Annotated in this window: 16 protein-coding genes; 13 read left to right on the top strand and 3 right to left on the bottom strand. The window is 69.3% G+C overall.

All coding sequences use genetic code 11. The annotated features are described in order from the left end of the window. The first annotated feature begins 180 nt into the window (after positions 1 to 180). The 6 genes from U5K29_02265 to U5K29_02240 all read left to right on the top strand — a co-directional run bounded on the left by U5K29_02265 (position 181) and on the right by U5K29_02240 (position 7,846). Positions 181 to 1,434 carry an acyl-CoA dehydrogenase family protein gene (locus U5K29_02265; GenBank protein MDZ7677358.1) on the top strand — a complete coding sequence of 418 codons (1,254 nt, stop codon included), beginning with the start codon at positions 181 to 183 and terminating at the stop codon, positions 1,432 to 1,434. Positions 1,435 to 1,908: 474 nt separating this feature from the next. Then, positions 1,909 to 3,090: a hypothetical protein gene (locus tag U5K29_02260; GenBank protein ID MDZ7677357.1), complete on the top strand. Its 1,182-nt coding sequence runs from the start codon at positions 1,909 to 1,911 to the stop codon at positions 3,088 to 3,090. A gap of 178 nt (positions 3,091 to 3,268) precedes the next feature. Continuing rightward, positions 3,269 to 4,150, top strand: a complete 882-nt coding sequence (locus U5K29_02255) for an ATP-binding cassette domain-containing protein (GenBank protein ID MDZ7677356.1) — start codon at positions 3,269 to 3,271, stop codon at positions 4,148 to 4,150. Continuing rightward, a complete protein-coding gene (locus U5K29_02250; protein ID MDZ7677355.1) occupies positions 4,147 to 5,304 on the top strand; it encodes an ABC transporter permease in 1,158 nt (385 codons plus the stop codon). The genes U5K29_02255 and U5K29_02250 overlap by 4 nt, the downstream gene beginning before the upstream one ends. Before the next feature lie 17 nt (positions 5,305 to 5,321). Continuing rightward, positions 5,322 to 6,767 (top strand): alpha/beta fold hydrolase, encoded by a 1,446-nt coding sequence (locus U5K29_02245; GenBank protein ID MDZ7677354.1) that lies wholly within the window; start codon positions 5,322 to 5,324, stop codon positions 6,765 to 6,767. Beyond that, complete coding sequence (locus tag U5K29_02240) at positions 6,764 to 7,846, top strand: hypothetical protein (protein ID MDZ7677353.1); 1,083 nt, start codon at positions 6,764 to 6,766, stop codon at positions 7,844 to 7,846. Before U5K29_02245 ends, U5K29_02240 begins: the two co-directional genes overlap by 4 nt. Positions 7,847 to 7,860: 14 nt before the next feature. Here the strand turns inward: U5K29_02240 and U5K29_02235 are convergent, their stop codons facing one another. The 3 genes from U5K29_02235 to U5K29_02225 form a co-directional block, all read right to left on the bottom strand. After that, positions 7,861 to 8,529: a hypothetical protein gene (locus U5K29_02235; GenBank protein ID MDZ7677352.1), complete on the bottom strand. Its 669-nt coding sequence runs from the start codon at positions 8,527 to 8,529 to the stop codon at positions 7,861 to 7,863. 132 nt (positions 8,530 to 8,661) lie between these two features. Beyond that, complete coding sequence (locus U5K29_02230; GenBank protein MDZ7677351.1) at positions 8,662 to 8,970, bottom strand: MTH1187 family thiamine-binding protein; 309 nt, start codon at positions 8,968 to 8,970, stop codon at positions 8,662 to 8,664. Positions 8,971 to 8,991: 21 nt separating this feature from the next. Next, positions 8,992 to 9,690, bottom strand: a complete 699-nt coding sequence (locus U5K29_02225) for a response regulator transcription factor (protein MDZ7677350.1) — start codon at positions 9,688 to 9,690, stop codon at positions 8,992 to 8,994. A gap of 109 nt (positions 9,691 to 9,799) precedes the next feature. Here U5K29_02225 and U5K29_02220 point away from each other — a divergent pair, with 109 nt between their 5' ends. The 7 genes from U5K29_02220 (at position 9,800) to U5K29_02190 (ending at position 18,163) form a co-directional block, all read left to right on the top strand. Continuing rightward, positions 9,800 to 10,408 (top strand): LuxR C-terminal-related transcriptional regulator, encoded by a 609-nt coding sequence (locus U5K29_02220; protein MDZ7677349.1) that lies wholly within the window; start codon positions 9,800 to 9,802, stop codon positions 10,406 to 10,408. A gap of 141 nt (positions 10,409 to 10,549) precedes the next feature. Next, a complete protein-coding gene (locus tag U5K29_02215) occupies positions 10,550 to 10,927 on the top strand; it encodes a hypothetical protein (protein ID MDZ7677348.1) in 378 nt (125 codons plus the stop codon). Continuing rightward, positions 10,924 to 12,954 (top strand): hypothetical protein, encoded by a 2,031-nt coding sequence (locus U5K29_02210; GenBank protein ID MDZ7677347.1) that lies wholly within the window; start codon positions 10,924 to 10,926, stop codon positions 12,952 to 12,954. Before U5K29_02215 ends, U5K29_02210 begins: the two co-directional genes overlap by 4 nt. A gap of 1 nt (position 12,955) precedes the next feature. Next, complete coding sequence (locus tag U5K29_02205; protein ID MDZ7677346.1) at positions 12,956 to 14,425, top strand: DUF3492 domain-containing protein; 1,470 nt, start codon at positions 12,956 to 12,958, stop codon at positions 14,423 to 14,425. After that, positions 14,422 to 15,651: a hypothetical protein gene (locus tag U5K29_02200; protein MDZ7677345.1), complete on the top strand. Its 1,230-nt coding sequence runs from the start codon at positions 14,422 to 14,424 to the stop codon at positions 15,649 to 15,651. The genes U5K29_02205 and U5K29_02200 overlap by 4 nt, the downstream gene beginning before the upstream one ends. Next, positions 15,540 to 16,703 carry an endo alpha-1,4 polygalactosaminidase gene (locus tag U5K29_02195; protein MDZ7677344.1) on the top strand — a complete coding sequence of 388 codons (1,164 nt, stop codon included), beginning with the start codon at positions 15,540 to 15,542 and terminating at the stop codon, positions 16,701 to 16,703. Before U5K29_02200 ends, U5K29_02195 begins: the two co-directional genes overlap by 112 nt. Beyond that, positions 16,703 to 18,163: an S-layer homology domain-containing protein gene (locus U5K29_02190; GenBank protein MDZ7677343.1), complete on the top strand. Its 1,461-nt coding sequence runs from the start codon at positions 16,703 to 16,705 to the stop codon at positions 18,161 to 18,163. Before U5K29_02195 ends, U5K29_02190 begins: the two co-directional genes overlap by 1 nt. The last annotated feature ends 59 nt before the right edge of the window (positions 18,164 to 18,222 follow it).

The raw sequence follows: 18,222 nt of genomic DNA, 5'->3' as shown, positions 1-18,222 counted from the left end.
CCGCAGAGTAACCCTCCTGTGGGAGCCGCTCAATCGATCTCGGCTCGCGACCTAACGCTGTACAGCTGGGCGGTGGGCGGTGGCCGCTCCGCGACGTGGGACCAAGGGCCCTACCGGTGTGGGCACTTGGCTCCTAACGTCGGGGACACGTGCCAGACAATCAACCGGAGAACCCTCGCCATGGCCATGCAGGTGAAGCCCATCCCCACCCTCGACGAGCGCATCAACGACATCCGCCTGCGCACCGCCGAGATCGTCAACAACGAGATCCTTCCCAACGAGGACCAGCTCTGGGCGGGTCGTCGCGGTCGGCCCACCGACGCCGAGCGCCGGGCGTCGTCCGAGGCGCGCGAGCACGTCAAGGCCAAGGTGTGGGAGGCCGGACTCTGGGCCCCGCACCTGCCCCAGGAGTACGGCGGCATGGGCCTCGACTTCCTCGCCCACGCCTACATGAACGAGATCCTCGCGTACTCGCCCGGCGCCGCATCGCTGTTCGGGGTGGTCGCTCCCAACTCGGGCAACCAGACGATCCTGGTGAAGTACGGCACCCAGGAGCAGAAGGACAAGTGGCTCATGCCCCTCATCGAGGGCGACATGGAGTCCGGGTTCTCGATGACCGAACCCCACAACCCCGGCTCCGACCCACGGTCGCTCGACACCAGCGCCCGTCTCGACGGCGACGAGTGGGTCATCAACGGCCACAAGTGGTTCACCTCCAACGGCATCGGCGCCGACTTCTTCATCGTCATGTGCCGGGTGGACGATCCCGAGGGGGCCGAGGGCCGCAGCGGCGACATGGTCCAGATCATCGTGCCCACCGCCACCAAGGGCGTCGACATCGTGCGGGGCATCGGGATCTGGGGTCGTCACGAGTCCGACCACTGCGAGGTCAAGTACAACGACGTGCGGGTGCCGGTCACCAACGCCCTCGGCAAGGTCGGCGAGGGCCACCAGGCCGCCCAGGACCGGTTGGGAGCGGGGCGGGTGTTCCACTGCATGAACTCGGTGGGCGCCATGTGGCGGGCCTTCGACCTCATGGTCGAGCGGGCCAACACCCGCCAGGTGCACGGTGGCCTGCTCAAGGACAAGCAGTTCGTCCAGGGCTTCATCGCCGACAGCTACATCGACGTGCAGTCCGCCCGCCTCATGACCATCGACTGCGCCGAGAAGGTCGACCGGGGGCTCCAGGGTGCCCGCACCGACATCTCGGCCATCAAGATCGCGGTGCCCGCCGCCTTCCACCGGGTGGTCGACCGGGCGATCCAGGTGTGGGGCGCGGCCGGGATCACCAACGACCTGCCCCTGGCCGGGATGTACCTCGGGGCCCGCACGCTGCGGCTGGCCGACGGGCCCGACGAGGTGCACCAGATCCTCATCGCCAAGAACGTCCTCAAGGGCTTCGAGGCCGACGGAGGGTGGGACTTCGGGAGCTGAGAGCCCGGGCGGGTGGCGGGGTCGGCGATGCACGCACCGTCCCACCTCTCGCCGACAATCCGCGTACGGGGTCGGCAGTTCGCTGTCACTGGCACCGGGGACACTGGGGCCATGTCGACCCTTCCACCACCACGACCGGCCAACTCTGTCAGCGGGTGGGATCTCCGCTCCCTCCTCACCCTCGCCCTGTTCGACGCCGGGCGGCCCCTCACCGTCGACGAGCTGGTGCGCTCGGTCACCGATCGTGGCCTGGTGGTCTGGGGCCGACCGAGCAAGGTGGTCTCCGACGCCATGCGGGCCGAGATGCACAAGGGCCGGGTCCGCCGGGTCGCCCGGGGTTGCGTACGTCGCCGACCGGATCTCGAGGTCCACCAAGTACCGTTTCCGCCAGCGGACCGCCCGCCTGCTGGCCCGTATCCGGCCCGCTGCCTGACCCGGCCCCGAGTTGTCGGTGCAAGGTGGGACGCTCCCCCCATGGGCCTCCCGAACCATTTCGGGGACCACCCCTTGTCACTCAGGGTGGCTCGCCGTATCCTTGCACACAGAGTGAACATAACCACTCTGAGAGAGCAGCACGGAGGTTTGCCACGGACCGCCGTTGATGCACTCGGGGAGGCTTTGAACCGCAGACAAGTCTGGTCGCAGCGTCTGCGTGGAGCCACAGCGAACCCGGCCCCGGGCACACCACAGGGTGCCGGGCTCCTTTTCGTCCGTCACCCGCCTGGACGGATCAAGGAGAACTCCCCCATGCACGCATCTCATCGCCGCAAGCGAGCCGGCGCACTCTCGTTCGCCATCTTCGGCATCTTCGCCCTCCTCGCCGCCATCGCCCCCGGGGTGGCCAATGCTGGCCACGGCGGATCGCACGCTGGCGGCGGCAACGACGACTGCCCCGCGGGCACGGTACTGCTGGCGAAGTTCGAGGTGAACGACGCCGGCAACTACGTTCTCGAGTCGGGAAGCGGCGTCACGATCTGGCACGATGCCGATGTCAGCGACCAGAGCGGTCGACCTGGATCTCCAGCGGTCCGACGTGCACTGTTGCGTGTGATCGTCGTCAAGGGCGGCACCGACAACGATCATCGTCGCACTTCGAACCGCCGCAGGACCTCGAGCGGATCCTTCACCAACTCCGGCCTGGAGGATGCCGGTGAGTCGGGCGGCCCACCTGGCATCTCCAACATCAAGTTCTGCGCCGAGGACGACACCACGGACGACACGACCGACGACACCACGGACGACACGACCGACGACACCACGGACGACACCACGGACGACACCACGGACGACACGACCGACGACACCACGGACGACACGACCGACGACACGACACGACGACGACGACCGACGACGACGACGGACGACACGACGACGGCACCACGGACGACACGACCGACGACACCGACGGACGACACGACCGACGACACGATCAGCCAGGACGAGGTCGATGAGAACGCCAGCGAGCGACGAGATCGTGGTCGGCGGCATCGTCGAGCAGCCCACTCAGCCGTCCACCACCGGTCGGCGCCCACCACGGCGGCGCCCGCCACGTCGATCCGCCTGCGACTTCGCCCACCTCGCTGCCGCGCACCGGAGTGGACAGCTCCCTGCTCGCCGGCATCGGCATCGCATCGCTGCTCGCTGGCGTGGCGCTGATGCGTTCGGGTCGCCGCGAAGAGCTCGCCTGAGCACAGAGCAGGCAACCAACTGAGATGACGTGAGGGGCGGGGCCTACGGGCCCCGCCCCGTGCGCGTTCGCAGTGGCAACACCGCCCGATAGGTTGTGCCGGCACGCAGCAAGCAGGCGAGCGAGGGGTGCACACCAGTGCTGCAGATGGACGCGGTGTCGGTCCGCCTCGGCGGACGGCAGGTGCTCGACGACGTGACGTTCAAGGTGCCGCCGGGTCGCGTCGTCGGCCTGCTCGGACCCAACGGAGCCGGCAAGACCACCAGCATGCGGGTCATGCTGGGAGTGATCGCCCCCGACGAAGGCCACGTGAGCTGGAACGGCCAAGAGGCGACACCGGCCGGCCGCGACCGCTGGGGCTACATGACCCAGGAACGCGGCCTCTACGTGAAGATGCGGGCTCGCGACCAGCTCATCTACATGGGGCGGCTCAAGGGCCTGTCCAAGGCCGACGCCGCCACCCGCACCGACGAGCTGCTCGCCGCGCTCAACCTCAGCGACCGGGCCGACGACAAGATCGAACGCCTCTCCGGCGGCATGCAACAACGCATCCAGCTCGCCGCGTCGCTGGTCCACGACCCCGACGTGCTCGTGCTCGACGAACCCTTCTCCGGCCTCGACCCCACCGCGGTCGACGAGCTGACCGAGGTCATCCGCAAGCAAGCCTCCGGCGGCCGCACCGTGGTGTTCTCCAGCCACCAGCTCGACCTGGTCGAAGACATCTGCGAGTCGATCATCCTCATCAACGAGGGCACCGTCGTCCTCGACGGCGAGCTGCGGACCCTCAAGCAACAGTCCGACGATCGCATCCTGCGCCTCTCCCTCGACGCCGTCGACCCCGGCTGGACCCAGCGACTCGACGGCGCCGCCGTCGTGTCCCACGACGCCAGCGAGACCCTGCTCAAGCTCGACCCCGGCACCGACCCACTGCGAGTGCTCGACCAGGCCCGGGCCGCGGGCACCGTCCACGACTTCGGGCTCGAGCTGCCACGACTCAGCCAGCTCTTCCGCGAGGCGGTGACGGCATGAACCACGTGCGTCTCGTCGCCGGACGCGACCTCATGGAGTCGTTCCGGGCCCGCTCCTACTGGTTCACCATCGGACTGTTCATGGTGATCGTCGCCGGCGGCATCATCATCCCCCGGCTCATCGACAGCGACACCACCTACCACCTCGGGCTCGCCGGCGACGTCCCCACCGGGCTCGAAGCCGACCTCGAGACCCTCGTCGCCGCCTTCGACGCCGAGCTCGAGCTCACCACCCACGACGACCGCGACGCCGCCACCACCGCCGTCGACGAGGGCGACGACTCGGTCGCGGTCGCCTTCGAACCCGACGAGACCTACCTCATCCGTCGCGACGACTCCTCCGAGACCCTCGTCGGCATCGTCAACCAGGCCGTCTCCTCGGCCTCGGTCCGCCAGGTCCTCGACGGCACCGGACTCGAAGACGAGACCATCGCCGCCGCGCTCGCCCCCACCCCACCCACCGAGGTTCGCGTCGACGACGAAGAGTCAGGGCGGGCAGGCGTCGCCTGGCTCACCGGGCTGGTGCTCTACCTCGCCATCTTCATGGGAGGCATGAGCGTCGCCCAGGGCGTCGCCATCGAGAAGTCGACCCGCATCGCCGAGGTGCTGGTCACCACCGTGCGCCCCGCGCACCTGCTGGCCGGCAAGGTGCTCGGCCTCGGCGTGTCGGTCCTCATCATCCTCTGCGCCGGAGCCATCCCCTTCGCCGCCGCCATCGCCGGCGGATGGGTCGACGTGCCCGACGCCGCCGCGCTCGACGTCGTCTCCGCCATCGGGTGGTTCGTCCTCGGATACGCCGTCTACGCGGTCGCCTTCGGGTCGCTCGGCGCGCTCGTCGACCGTCAGGAGGACCTCGGCACCGCGGTCGGGCCGCTCAGCGCCATCCTCGTGCTGTCCTACCTGGCCACCATCCAGGCCGCCGAAGACCCGGGCAGCACCATCGCCCGGGTGATCTCCATCATCCCCTTCAGCGCCCCCATGGTCATGCCGGTGCGGATCGGCGCCGGCGCCGCCAGCGGGCTCGAGATCGCCGCCGCGGTCGGCCTCGGCATCGCCACCGTGCTCGTCCTCGCCCGCGTCGGCGGTACGATCTACCGCAAGGCGCTGCTCCGGGGCGGACAACGCCTGAAGGTGCACGAACTGTTGCGGGCCTGACTCGTAACCTCCCCACCATGCGAACCCCTGCCGCGATCCGCCGGTCGAACCCCACCCGGGTGCGAACCCTGGGTGTGCTCGTCGCGCTCGCCCTGGTGGCCACCGTCGCCGGCGCCGCCCACCGCACCTCCGACGCCACCGCCCAACAAGGGGTGCAACCCCAGTTCGTCCGGGTCTACCCGGCCACCAACGCCGGCCTGCTCGGCAACGGGGTGAGCGCCTGGCAGCGGCAGGTTCCGGGCATCGCCGACGTCCGCATCCCCTCCACCATCGACGGGCAGATGCAACCCGCGCTGTGGCTTCCCCCCGAACAGCCCGGGCCCCGCCCCCTGCTGGTGGCGCTGCACTCGTGGAGCTCGCGCTATGACCAGACCGCCAGCATCCCCTACGCCCGCTGGGCGCGAGCCAACGGCTGGGCGATGATCCACCCCGACTTCCGGGGCATCTCCAACTCACCCGACGCCACCGGCTCGGACCTGGCCGTTCAGGACATCATCGACGCCATCGACTGGGCCGGCCGCCACGCCGACATCGACATGAACAACGTGTACACCATCGGCTTCTCCGGCGGCGGCATGATGTCGCTGCTCATGGCCGGACGCCACCCCGACCGCATCTCCGGAGCGGTGTCGTGGGTCCCGATCTACGACCTCGTCGAGTGGTACCGCTACAGCTCCCGGTTCAACTACATCACCCAGATCGAAGCCTCGTGCGGCGGCAACCCGCTCACCAACTCCTCGGCGCGCGACCAGTGCCGGCACCGCAGCCCCATCAACCACCTCGACCGCGCCCGCGACGCCGACGTCCCCGTCTACCTCGGCCACGGGCTGAGCGACACCCTGGTGCTGCCACAGCACGCGGTCTGGGCGTTCAACCACCTCGCCCGCCCCGAGGACCGCCTCACCTCGGCCGAGTCCGACGCCATCGCCCGCTGGACCCTGCCATCACACCTGCGGGGATCGCTCACCGCGCCCACCTACTTCCGTAGCCCCGACCCCACGCCGCTGTTCTCGCGCCGGTCGGGCAACGTGACCATGGTGCTGTTCAACGGTCGCCACAACGCCGTGTTCAACCCCGGACTCGAGTGGATGGTGCACCAGCGGGCGACGAGCGAACCGTCCGCCTCGGTCAGCGGTGCGGTCACCCGCCTCTACGCCGCATCGTTCGCCCGCGACCCCGACGCCGGCGGGCAGGGCTACTGGATCCGGTCCTACCTGCGCGGGCGCTCCCTCTCGAGCGTGGCCGAGCACTTCACCCGCTCGTCGGAGTTCCGCAACACCTACGGCGAGCTCGACGACGCCGGCTTCGTGCGCCAGCTCTACCGCAACGTCTTCGACCGCGAGGCCGACGGCGGCGGCCTGGCCTACTGGACCAACCTGCTCGGCAACGGCCACAGCCGCGGGTGGGTCATGATCGGGTTCTCCCAGTCGGGCGAGATGCGAGCGAGGACCGGGACCCAATGACCCGCAGGGCCGGGGGAGACGAGCTCTCCCGGCGCCAGATGCTCGGACTGGTCGGGGCCGGAGCGGTCGCCGTCGCCACCGGCGGCACCGTCGCCTGGCGGTTGAGCCGCTCCGGTGACCCGGTGTCGGTCACCTCGTCACCGTCGACCACGACCTCGACCACCGCGGTCGCGACCGATCCCGATCCAGCCGCCGAGACGACGACCACCACCGACGCGGGGCCGCCCCGGTTCGAGCCGTACCAGACGATCGACGACGAGGTCTTCACCGAAGCCAAGCTGACCGGGGTGCGGGTCGTCGAGGCGCTCATGACCTACCAGGCCGCCACCGAACCGACCGCCCCGGTCGACGCCGCACTCGACCTGGCCGTCGACGGCCTGCGCCCCGCCGACCTGCTGGCCGCCACCGAGGTGCTCTTCGTCGCCGACACCGACTCCGCCGCCCGGGTCGTGTACCCCCAGCTCGGAGGCCTGCACCCACACCGCAACCCCACCTCGGCGTCGGTCATGGTGGTCGTCGACCAGCACCTCCGGCGCGACCAGGTCGAGACCGTCGTCTCACGCTGTGTCGACGTGCGGGTCGTGCTCGACGGGCTCCAGTGGCGCCTCGCCGGCATCGAGGACACCTCGGGCCAGCCCGTCCCGGCGCCGTCGGAGCTCTCGCCCGACGCCCTGCGGGTGCTCGAGCACGACCACATCCAGATGCCCGACAGCATCCGCTGGGACATCCACGAGGGGATCGTCGACGACCGGATCCTCGCCGAGATGGCCGACCTGGCCGACCGGACCCCCATCGCCGCCGTCACCTGTGTGCGGGGACACCCCACCCACGTGTTCGGCACGCCGAACCTGAGCGCCCACGGCGTCGGCCGTGCCGTCGACATCTGGTCGGTCGGCGACGTGGCGGTCGTCCAACAGCGCCACGACACCGACTCGCTCGCTCACCGCGTCTGCCAGGACCTCTACGACACCGCCCGAATCGACCGCCTCGGCGCCCCCTGGGCCTTCGACCCGGTCGGTGGCTGGTCCTGGACCGATCCGGTGCACCAGGACCACCTGCACCTCGGCGTCAGCGCCTGATCAGTCGCCTCGGCTCACTCCCCGAAGTCGTAGCCTTCCGGGAAGTACTGCTCCAAGTGCTCGGTGATCTCGTCGGGATCGACATCGCCGGCCATGTCGGCGGGCAGGCAGGTGACCCCGCCCATTCCCTCGAAGCCCTCGACCCGTGGGATCTGCTCCTGGAGGAACGCCTCGGCCTCGCTGGTGTCGGCCCACTGACCGGTCATCTGCAGGTGCTCGAGCAGCTCCTGGTAGACGTCGCTCATCCCCTCGACCCGCACGAACCCCGGCGGGCACTCGAAGGGAACACCGGGGACGTTGCCGACCGGGAAGGGGAACGTCGTGGTGGTGACGACCTGGCAGAACCGGTCCTTCCACGCCTCGACCCGGTCAGCGGCCGCGGCGACCTCGGGATCGTCGAAGGCCTGATGGCCACGATCGCGGATCGCCTCGACCACGACCCGCACCTCGGCGGCGACCGCATCGGGCGCACCGCTGAGTGCCTCACCCAACCGCTGCTGGCCGGCAGAGGTGGCCATCTGCTGGTCGAACCCGACCGGATCCGCAGCCGCCTCGGCGGCGAAGTCGGTGTCGAGCGCACAGAAGCCGTGGCGGGCCGGATCGGGCAAGCCGCCCCCGCCGAACACCAAGGCCGCGATCGCCACCACGGCGATGAACGCGGCGGCAGCCCCTGCAAACGCCAATCTCCTCGACATATTCGGCACCCCCAATCGGGTGTTGGCCGACACACCGGTGCCAGCCCTTCTCCGGTCATCGTCTCACCCGTCGGGTGGCGGGGGCAGGGCCGTTCGACCTTGGCCACCGGGCCGAAGGGATCAGTCCCGGTCGTCGGGTTCGTTCAGGTGGGCCTCGACCGAGGCGACCTTGCTGGTGAGCCCGTCGGTCACCCCCGGCCGGTGGTCGACCTTGATCACCACGCTCACCCGGGGAGCGGACTCCGACACCGTGTCGACGCACGTCTTGATGAGGCCCATGACCTCGTCCCAGTCGCCCTCCACGTTGGTGAACATGGCGTTGGTCTCGTTGGGCAGGCCGCTGTCGCGCACCAGCCGGACCGCCTCGGCCACCGCTGCGCTGACCGACTCGTCGCCGCCGAGCGGGGTGATGGAGAACGCCGCGATCATCGCGTCATCGTCGCACGCCGCTCAGGGGTGTGGGTGGAGCTCGCGCTCCGATGCCGATGAGGTCGCGGCGTTCTCCGCGGGCACGAGACCGGCTCTCCGGCCGATCGACACCGCTTCGACGCTCGAGTGAGCGTCCAACTTCGACAACACGTTGGCGATGTGGGTCCGCACCGTGTTCACCGACAAGTACAGCTCCCGAGCGATTGCTGCCCGGTTGTGCCCGGCCATCATCCAACCCAGCACCTCGATCTCGCGTGACGACAGCTTCGCCACGCGCCGCTCCCACTCGTTGGCCTCGGGTTGCGATCTGTGCAGCGCCTCGACCAGGTGAGGGACCAGGTCGGGTGGCACGACCTTGTCGCCCCCGGCTGCTGCTGCCAGGGTCTGGAACACGACCGCCAGTGAGGCTGAGCGGTCGACCACCCCGCTCGCTCCCGCGCGGAACATCCGCACCGCCTCGTCAGGATCGTCGGGGCGAACGAGGGCCACGATCGCTGGACCCGGCGGCGTCTCAACCAGGCGGCGGATGAACCCAGGAACGTCGGTGCCGAAGGTGGTACCGATGAGCAGCGCATCGAAGCGGCCATCGGCGAGGTGGGCTGCGGCGTCGGCAAGGTTGGTGGCGGTCGCGCACAGCTCGATGTCGGGCCGTCCAGCGAGCCACGACGAGACAGCATCGGTGATCAGACGATCCCGGTCGACGATCAAGATGCGAAGCACCAACGCATTATGCCGCCATCCGGCGGAGATGGACAGGGCTTTACGTCACACCACAGCGCGAGCAATTCGCGTCGTTGCTGCAGTATGTTTCTCTTGGCGAGGGTGTGCCATGGACCTGTTGATTTGTAGTGATTCGAATCTGTTCATCGAATCGCTTGTCGCGCTCCTGGCCGCTGACGGGCACCGTGTGGTCGTCAGTGTCCATTCACTCGACGTGCTCGCCCAGGCACTTGGCGTGAACACCGTGGACGGCTGCATCATCGATGTCAGCGATTCGCTCGCCCCAGTGGACGAGCTTCGCGCCGCCTTGGACCGTTGTGAGGCGATGCCGATCGTGATCGCCCGCGTCGAGTGGGCGACATCAGTGGTGCTCCGGTGGGCGTCGGAGGCGCGAGTCGATCATGTCATGACCCATGCATCAGGGCGAGCTGAGCTGCTCAGAGCGCTCCAAACCCACCGACGCCGGCGGGGACCGGTCAACCTCATCGCTCCTGAACCGCTGGGTCTGACGCGCTTGTCGGCCAGGGAACAGCAGGTCCTGGCGATGCTCTCGTCGGGTGTCGCCACCGATGCGATCGCCGCCGATCTCGGCATCCAGTCGTCGACGGTTCGATCACATCTGCGGTCCATCTACTCCAAGCTCGGTGTTCGCTCTCGGGTCGCGGCGGTGGTCCTGGCCGAGTCGGTCGGGCTCGGCGGGGAGAGCCCGGCTCTCTGAATCGAATCTGACGCGCGACTGCGGTTGTGTATGCGCCCAATGACGTAGTCGAGATCATCCTGGTGAGGGTTGTTGGAACTCCCGCAAGGGCGCCTAATGAGCCGGTCACACGCCGCACAATGACCGGAGGCGGATAAAACCGTGCCACGACGCCCAATCCCAGACGACGGCCCCAATGCGCTGCACGACGAGCTCGTCGCTCTCCGTGAGGAGAATGCACGCCTCCGAGCCGAGCAGTATCGCCCTGTCAGCCCGAGCTCGGTCCCTCGATCGATCGCCGGGATGCTGGCGACCGCGGCCGATTCGAGTGTCGAGGCCAACGACCTGTCGGCCGCATGGCTCGAGCTCGAGTTGATGCGTCAGGGGCTCATCCAGGCCTCGATCGACCTTCAGACCCTCGCAGGCCAGCTCCACACCCAGCTCGTCGAGCTGGTCCCCGTCGCCGAGATCGACCGGCGGGTTCGGCCCGAGCGTCGCAGCACGACGCGGAGCACCAACAGCGACGCGGTGTCGGCATGAAGAACCGCCCCACTGGTCGAGCCCGGAAGACCGTCACCCTCATCGTGGCGGTCCTCGTCTTGCTGGCAGCGTTGCCGGCGACGTCGAGCCCCGCCCAGGCCGGGGGGCCGCGCGTCGACCTGATCGTGCTCGTCCTCGACGACGGCGGTCCCCAGGTCGACGCGCTCATCTCCGAGCTCGACCAGCGGGGCACCCCCCGCACCATCGTGGACCTGAACGATCCTGCCCGCCCGGCCATCGACGCCACCTTCCTCAGCGACGTCGCTGGTGAGCTCGAACGAGCCCGGTTCCAAGCGGTGATCCTCCCCTCCAACGAGGTCGTCGTGCTCGGTCAGGTGACCCAGGCCGAGATGGATGCACTCGACACCTACGAAGCCCACTTCGGGATCCGGCGCGCCTACGCCCGGGTGTGGGCCGGACCATCGGTCGGGCTGAACTGGACCCAGTACAACGGTCCGCTCGATGGAGCGGTGGCCACCGTGACCCCCGCCGGACTGGCCGGTCCCTTCGGCTACCTCGCCGGCTCGCTCACCGTCGACGCCTTCGCCTGGGGTTATCTCGCCACACCGCTCGACCCGCCTCCCGACGGCGAGACCTTCACCAGCCTGGTCGAGGTGCCGGTGCCCGGCGAAGGCTGGTCCGCCCCCCTCATCGGTGTGCACACCCTCGTCGGTCGGGAGCAACTGGTCGTGGCCATGGGGGCCAACCGCCATCAGGGCCACTTGCGGGCACTCGCCCCCGGGATCATCGACTGGGTCACCCGCGGCGTGAACCTCGGGTACGCCCGGAACTACCTGTCGGTCCACATCGACGACATCTTCATGTCCGATGCCCGCTGGAGCACCGTCGGGAACTGCACCCCAGAGGATGACTGCCCCCGCAACCCCGATGGATCCGAGATCTACCCGACCGAACCGATCCGGATGACCGCCGACGACCTGCTCGCCGTGCGCCAGTGGCAACAGGCCCAAGGGTTCGTCCTCGACTTCGCCTACAACGGCGCGGGCAGCGACGAGGCCTTCGCCACTCAGGTCCACGATCCGCTCAGCGAGTCGCTCCTGGCCAACCGCCACCGGTTCCGGTGGATCAACCACACCTACTCGCATCCGTTCATGGGGTGCCTCCAGGACTTCAGCGTCATCCCCTGGCAGTGCGTCGGTGGCACCGCGAATCCCCAGTACCTGGACGAGCCGACCATCGTCGAGGAGCTGGTCGGCAACATCGGTTGGGCCCAACGACGCCGCATCCCGTTCGACCCCAACGAGTTGGTTCCCGGCGAGCACTCGGGGCTCCGTGTCGAACCGCAGCAACCGGCGGACAACCCGAACTTCGTGTCCGCCCTCGGCGCCGCCGGAATCAGCTACGTCGCCTCCGATGCTTCCCGCGAACCCGAGCAGCGGTTCGTGGGGTCGGCCCTGACCGTTCCCCGCCATCCGATGAACATCTTCTACAACGTGGGCACCGAGGCAGAGGAGGTCGACGAGTACAACTGGATCTACACCTCGACCGAGGACGGCGGGAGCGGCATCTGCACCATCGATCCCCGCAGCACCTGCATCTCGCCGCTCGACTCCGCTTCGGGGTTCCAGAGCTACATCGTCCCGCTCGAGGCGGGCATCGCCCTGGGCCACGTGATGGGCAACGACCCCCGCCCGCACTACGCCCACCAGTCGAACCTGGCCGAGGACCGGATCCTGCTCCCCGTCCTCGACGAGCTCCTCGCCCGCTACCGGGGCATCTACGCACCCGACACGCCGATTGTCGCACCGACGATGACCCAGGCTGCCATCGCCCTCCGCCGTAGCGACGTGTGGGAGGACGCCCAGGCTGGTGTCACCGCCTACCTCCAGGACGGCACGGTCACCATCGAGTCGGCCAACGGCACGGTCCATGTGCCGTTGACCACCCCCACCGGATCAACCATCGGTGGCGTGAACCACGGAACGGCCTATGCGGGGCGCAGCTCTGGATGGGTCTCGGTCGGTGCCGGGTCACCGGTCACCGTGACCATCGCCGCGGAGTCCTGAGATGGGTCGATCACCCGGACAGCCCGGCACCGGTTCGCCCAGAGTGCTGCTCACCACCGAGGGCACCTACCCGTTCGTCGTGGGCGGGGTCAGCACCTGGTGCGCCCAGCTGATCGAGCACCTGCCCGACCTCGGCTGGAACATCTTCCCGATCGCACCCGGCACCACCATGATCCGGTCCGTGTTCGACGTGCCGGTGCGAGCCCGGCTCCTGCCCGGGGTGAGGGTGTGGAACGACCTGACCCCCCACCGGGTGGACGGCTGGGACCTCCGGCGTCGTCCCCTCGAGATGCTCGACCTACCGGCCGACCTTGCCGCCTCTCTGCTCGGGTGGGACAGCGATCCCGACGCGGCAATCGAGGTGCTGGTGGCGTTCCGTCGCCGACCCGAGAGCCTCGCCGTGTTCCGTGACCCGGGAGCGTGGCGCCGGTTCCGGTCCCGTCTGGTTGATCTCGTCACCGCCCAACCGGGCGAACCCGGCGAAACGCCGATGCTCGACCGCTGGACCACCCTCGATCTGTACCGGACTCTCGGCTGGGTCGCGGCCTGCGCCGCAGAGCCCACCCCACCGGTCGACGTGCACCTGGTCACCGCCGCGGGCTGGGCCGCCATCCCCGCAGTGGTCGATCGTGCCCTCACCGGCACGCCGATCGTTCTCGCCGAGCACGGTGTCTACGTCCGTGAGGCCTATCTCGCTGCCTGCCGGTCCGGCGCGCGGCCCGGACCCCGATGGGTCGCCACCCGCGTCGCCCGAGGACTGGCGCGCATCGGCTATCACGCCGCCGACGTCGTCGCCCCCGTCACCAGCTCCCACCTGCCCTGGGAGCAGGGCCTGGGAGTGCCGACCCAGCGCATCCGACCGGTGCCGAACGGCATCGGCATTGCCGACCACGAGCCGGCTCCCCCTCCCCGCAGCGGTCGAGTCGTCACCGTCGGGCGCATCGACCCGCTCAAGGACATCCACACCCTCATCGAGGTCGCCGCCGAGGTCGTGCGGCGGGTGCCCGAGGCCCGCTTCGTACACCACGGGCCGGTGTCGCCTGGCAGCGAGTCCTACGCCGCCAGCTGCTACCACGCCCACGCCCGTCTCGGCCTCGGCGACCGGTTCCGCTTCCTCGGCCCCACCCGCGCGCCGCTGACCGCCGTGTGCGATGGCGACATCGTCTTGTCGACTTCCATCTCCGAAGGCCTGCCCATCTCCCTGCTCGAGGCGATGTCGCAGGCCAGACCGGTCGTCGCCACTGCAGTGGGAGGCGTCGCCGACTCGATGGAGGGATGCGGGTTCATCACTCCACCAGGCGACGTCGATCGGCTCGCCGACGGGGTGACCGCCCTGATCCGGGATCCCGGCCTGGCGGACCTGCTCGGCCTCCGAGGCCGCCGTCGGGTCGCGGAACGCTACTCGCAGGCCACCTTCATCGAGCGATACCGCACCCTCCTCACCGAGGTCGCCAGCAGGGAGGCGGCGTGAACGCGTCGGGACTCGACCCCGAGCTCGCTCGTGTTCGTGCCGAGGCCCGTCTGGGGCGCCCCGTCCAGGACCCCCTCGAGCTGGCCGTCGTGCTCGAAGCGTGGTCGGGGGTTCGACCCCGGGTCGCGCTCGATGCCGGTGATCAGGTGTCCTACCGGCGTCACGACGTCGGGCCCGTCGTCGGGGTCCCGAGACGTCGGGATCGAATGCACCGTCACATCGCGTCGATCGTGCTCGCTGCGCTCACCATCGGGTGGATCCAACCCCTGGAGTCGGTCGTCGGGAGCGACCGACTGACCGCGACGGCCCGGATCGTCCTCCCGTTCTCGCTCGGAATCGTCGCGCTGTTGCACCGCCGCTACCTGGTGGCTCACCACGGCGTGGCCGTGATGCGCAACGACATCGCCTCCGTCGCCCTGATCGTGGCCGTGGCCGCCGTCGTCACCGGCGTCCTCGCCGGCGGGCTCATCGGGGGCGGCCTGCTGATCGCCCTCGTGGGGCTCGGTCTCATGGTCGAAGCACTGCCCGTGGCCACGATCGCAGCGGTGGGAGGCTCGCTCTCCGCCGTAGGACTCGGAGCAGATGCTGCCTACCCAGCGGTCGGAGTGCTGCTCGCCGTCGCCGGTCTGGCAGCGATGAGCCTTCATCACGCCGTTCCCAGTGCCCGACCGGCATTGCCGTGGCGGATCGTGATCGTGCCTGCCCTGGCGATGGCCGCCTTCGGAACGTTGGTCCTCCTGGCCACCCGCAGCACCGAGCACCTCGGGACGGAGTCCCTCATCGTCGCCGTGCTCCCCACGCTGGTGGCCCTGTCGGCCGCCACCATCCAGCTCGACCTGATCTGGACGCGGGTGCCGATCCTCCTCGGAGGTGAGGCGCTGTCAGACGGCCCGACCCTCCGCGGTCGTCAGTTCGTCGCCAGGCTGCTGGTCGTCACCTTCCTGACGTACCTGGGAGTCGTGGCCATCCTCATCCTGGCAGCGAGCACCATGGTGCCGGCGGTGGTCCCGGTGACGGTGGCAATGGTCGGCTTGGTCGGTCTGGTCGCGGTGGTGGCCGAGGCGACCGGTCATCCGGGAACGGGTCTGGCGGTGACCGGTGCAGGGGTGTTGGTGTGTGCCGTGGGGTTCGTCTGGGTGGCGCCACTCCTCGCCGTCGCCGGCGGCCTCGTCGCGTGTGCCGGGTTCGTCGAGGACCCCGACCAGATGTTCGCGGTCAGGTGGTGAACCGTGGATCACTCCGTGCTCGTGGCCTGCTGCCGCTGCTGGCGCTTCTCCTGTTGGTCGGTGCGGTGGTCACGATCGTGATCGCCATCGGCTCCACCCGTCCCTCGGACGGAGAACCCCGACCCTCCGCTCTGACCGAAGAAGTCTCGACCACAGGTGGCCTCGTGGTCGAGCACCCGGGTGCGACACCGACGAGTGCGGAATCCGTCCCCGCTCCATCGAGTGCTGCACCCGCGCCATCGGCTCCGGCGGGAGACCCGCCCGCTCACCCGCCGGGGTCCGATGGCGTCACCTCCTCGTCCTCGCCCGATCCGGCACCGGCGAGGGGCACCGACGCGACTGGCCGACCTCCTCCGCGATGGGTTCCCACCCCCGGCACCCCCTGGCAGTGGCAGCTGTCCGGCCTCATCGACCTCAGCATCGATGTGCCCATCTACGACCTCGACGGCTTCGACACCACGGCCTCGACCGTTGGAGAGCTCCACGCAAGAGGCAGGCGGGTCATCTGCTACGTGAGCGTCGGCGCATGGGAGGACTGGCGCTCCGACGCCGACGAGTTCCCCTCGTCGATCCTCGGGAACCCGAACGGCTGGCCGGGGGAGCGGTGGCTCGACATCCGTCGCATCGACCTGCTCGCCCCGATCATCGAGGCCCGCTTCGACCTCTGCGCCGACAAGGGGTTCGACGCCGTCGAGCCCGACAACATCGACGGGTACGTCAACGAGACCGGGTTCCCCCTCACCGCCGAGGACCAGCTCGTCTACAACCGCTGGCTGGCCAACATCGCCCACGAGCGAGGCCTGTCGATCGCCTTGAAGAACGATGTGGACCAGGTCGGCGAACTGGTGGACGTGTTCGACTTCGCCATCAACGAGGAGTGCGCCCGCTACGGCGAGTGCGGCCTGCTCCTGCCCTTCGTCCGGGCCGGCAAGGCGGTGCTCCACGTGGAGTACGACCTGTCGCCCGCCGAGTTCTGTCCCGTCACGGCTCCGCTGGGGTTCAGCTCCATGGCCAAAGACCGTGACCTCTCCGCCTGGAGGCAACCGTGTTGATGTCCCGCTGGTTTCGAGGCTGGTTCGTCGCCGCGTCCGCGTCATTGCTGCTCGCGGCGATGCTCGTCGTCGTGCCGGCGGTCGCCGTCGGTCCGGTCACGATCTCGGGTCGGGTGACGTCGGAGGAGACCGGTCTCGGCCTCGTCGGCATCTACGTGTACGCCGAGTCGCTCGACCACACCGCCGGCAGCGCGGCGTTCACCGACACCGAGGGCCACTACACCATGCCCGAGGTGCCAACGGGTCTGTTCACGGTCGGGTTCGTCGACTTCACCGACCTCTACGTGGAGGAGTACTGGCAGGACACGAACACCGCCGGCGATGCCGTGGTGGTCGAGGTCAGCAGCGTCCCCATCGGCGACGTGGACGCGTCGATGCGCCCGACCGGGTGGGAGCCACCGCCACCGACGACCACGACGACCTCGACGACCTCGACGACCTCGACGACCTCGACCACCTCGACCACCGAGGCGCCGACGACCACGACGACCTCGACCACCTCGACCACCGAGGCGCCGACGACCACGACCACGACGATGTCGCCTCCTTCGCCTCCATCGCCTCCTTCGGGCGGTGGCGGAGGGGGCGGTGCCGTCGGTGGCCGCTCCAACGAGCGTCCCGGCCCCCCGTGGGCCCGCGCCGGAGACCGCTCGGTGACGGTCTCCTGGGGGCCAGTACAGATCCAGTCATCGGCGAGCGGGAACATCCTCGTCCAAGCCGAACCCGGTGGTCGGACCTGTTCGACCACCGCGACCAGCTGTGTCGTCGGCGGGCTGATCAACGGCACCCCCTACCGCTTCCGGCTCATCGCGAACGGTCCATCAGGACAGAGCACCGCATCCGAACCGTCCCCGTGGACCCGACCACGCCCCGACCCGCTCCCCGACCCCGGTTTCGTCGACGTCGAACACCTGAGCCCGACCGGCCAAGCTGCTGCCTGGGCCCGCTACCACGACATCACGGTGGTCGACGACGTGTTCGGGACCCGGAACCCGGTGACCCGCCGTCAAGCCCTCAGCTTCCTGTGGCGTCTCGCGGACCGGCCACAGGTCGACGTCCCGCACGGATTCCTCGACGTGGGCCCGGCCGCTCCGTTCTCCCCCGAGCTGAGATGGGCACGTTCGGTCGGGATGCTCGACCAGCTCGCTCCCGGATCTCGATTCGAGCCGAACCAGCCGATCAGCAGGGCCGAGCTGGTCGTCCTGCTCTGGATGGCTGCCGGTGCGCCCGACGAACCGACCCACCACGGGTTCGTGGATGTGCCGAGCGGGGTGGCCTATGAGCCGGCCTTGCGGTGGGCTCGCGCGACCGGAGTCACACGGGGTTCTGGCCAATCGGGCATGTTCCTGCCCGACCACCGCATCGGTCGGGGCAACGTCGCTGTCGTGCTGCTGCGCCTGGCGAGCAACGCCGAGGCCTGGGCACCCGACGCCAACCCGCCATCGGCACGGGAGTTCTGAGCGTCGGGCGGCGAGTCGGTTCAGCCGACGGCGCTGCACCTGCGGCTCAACCGAAGGAG

Source organism: Acidimicrobiales bacterium (genome assembly GCA_034521975.1).
In the GTDB taxonomy this organism is placed as follows: Bacteria; Actinomycetota; Acidimicrobiia; order Acidimicrobiales; family SKKL01; genus SKKL01.
This window is presented reverse-complemented; position numbering and strand designations above follow the sequence as displayed.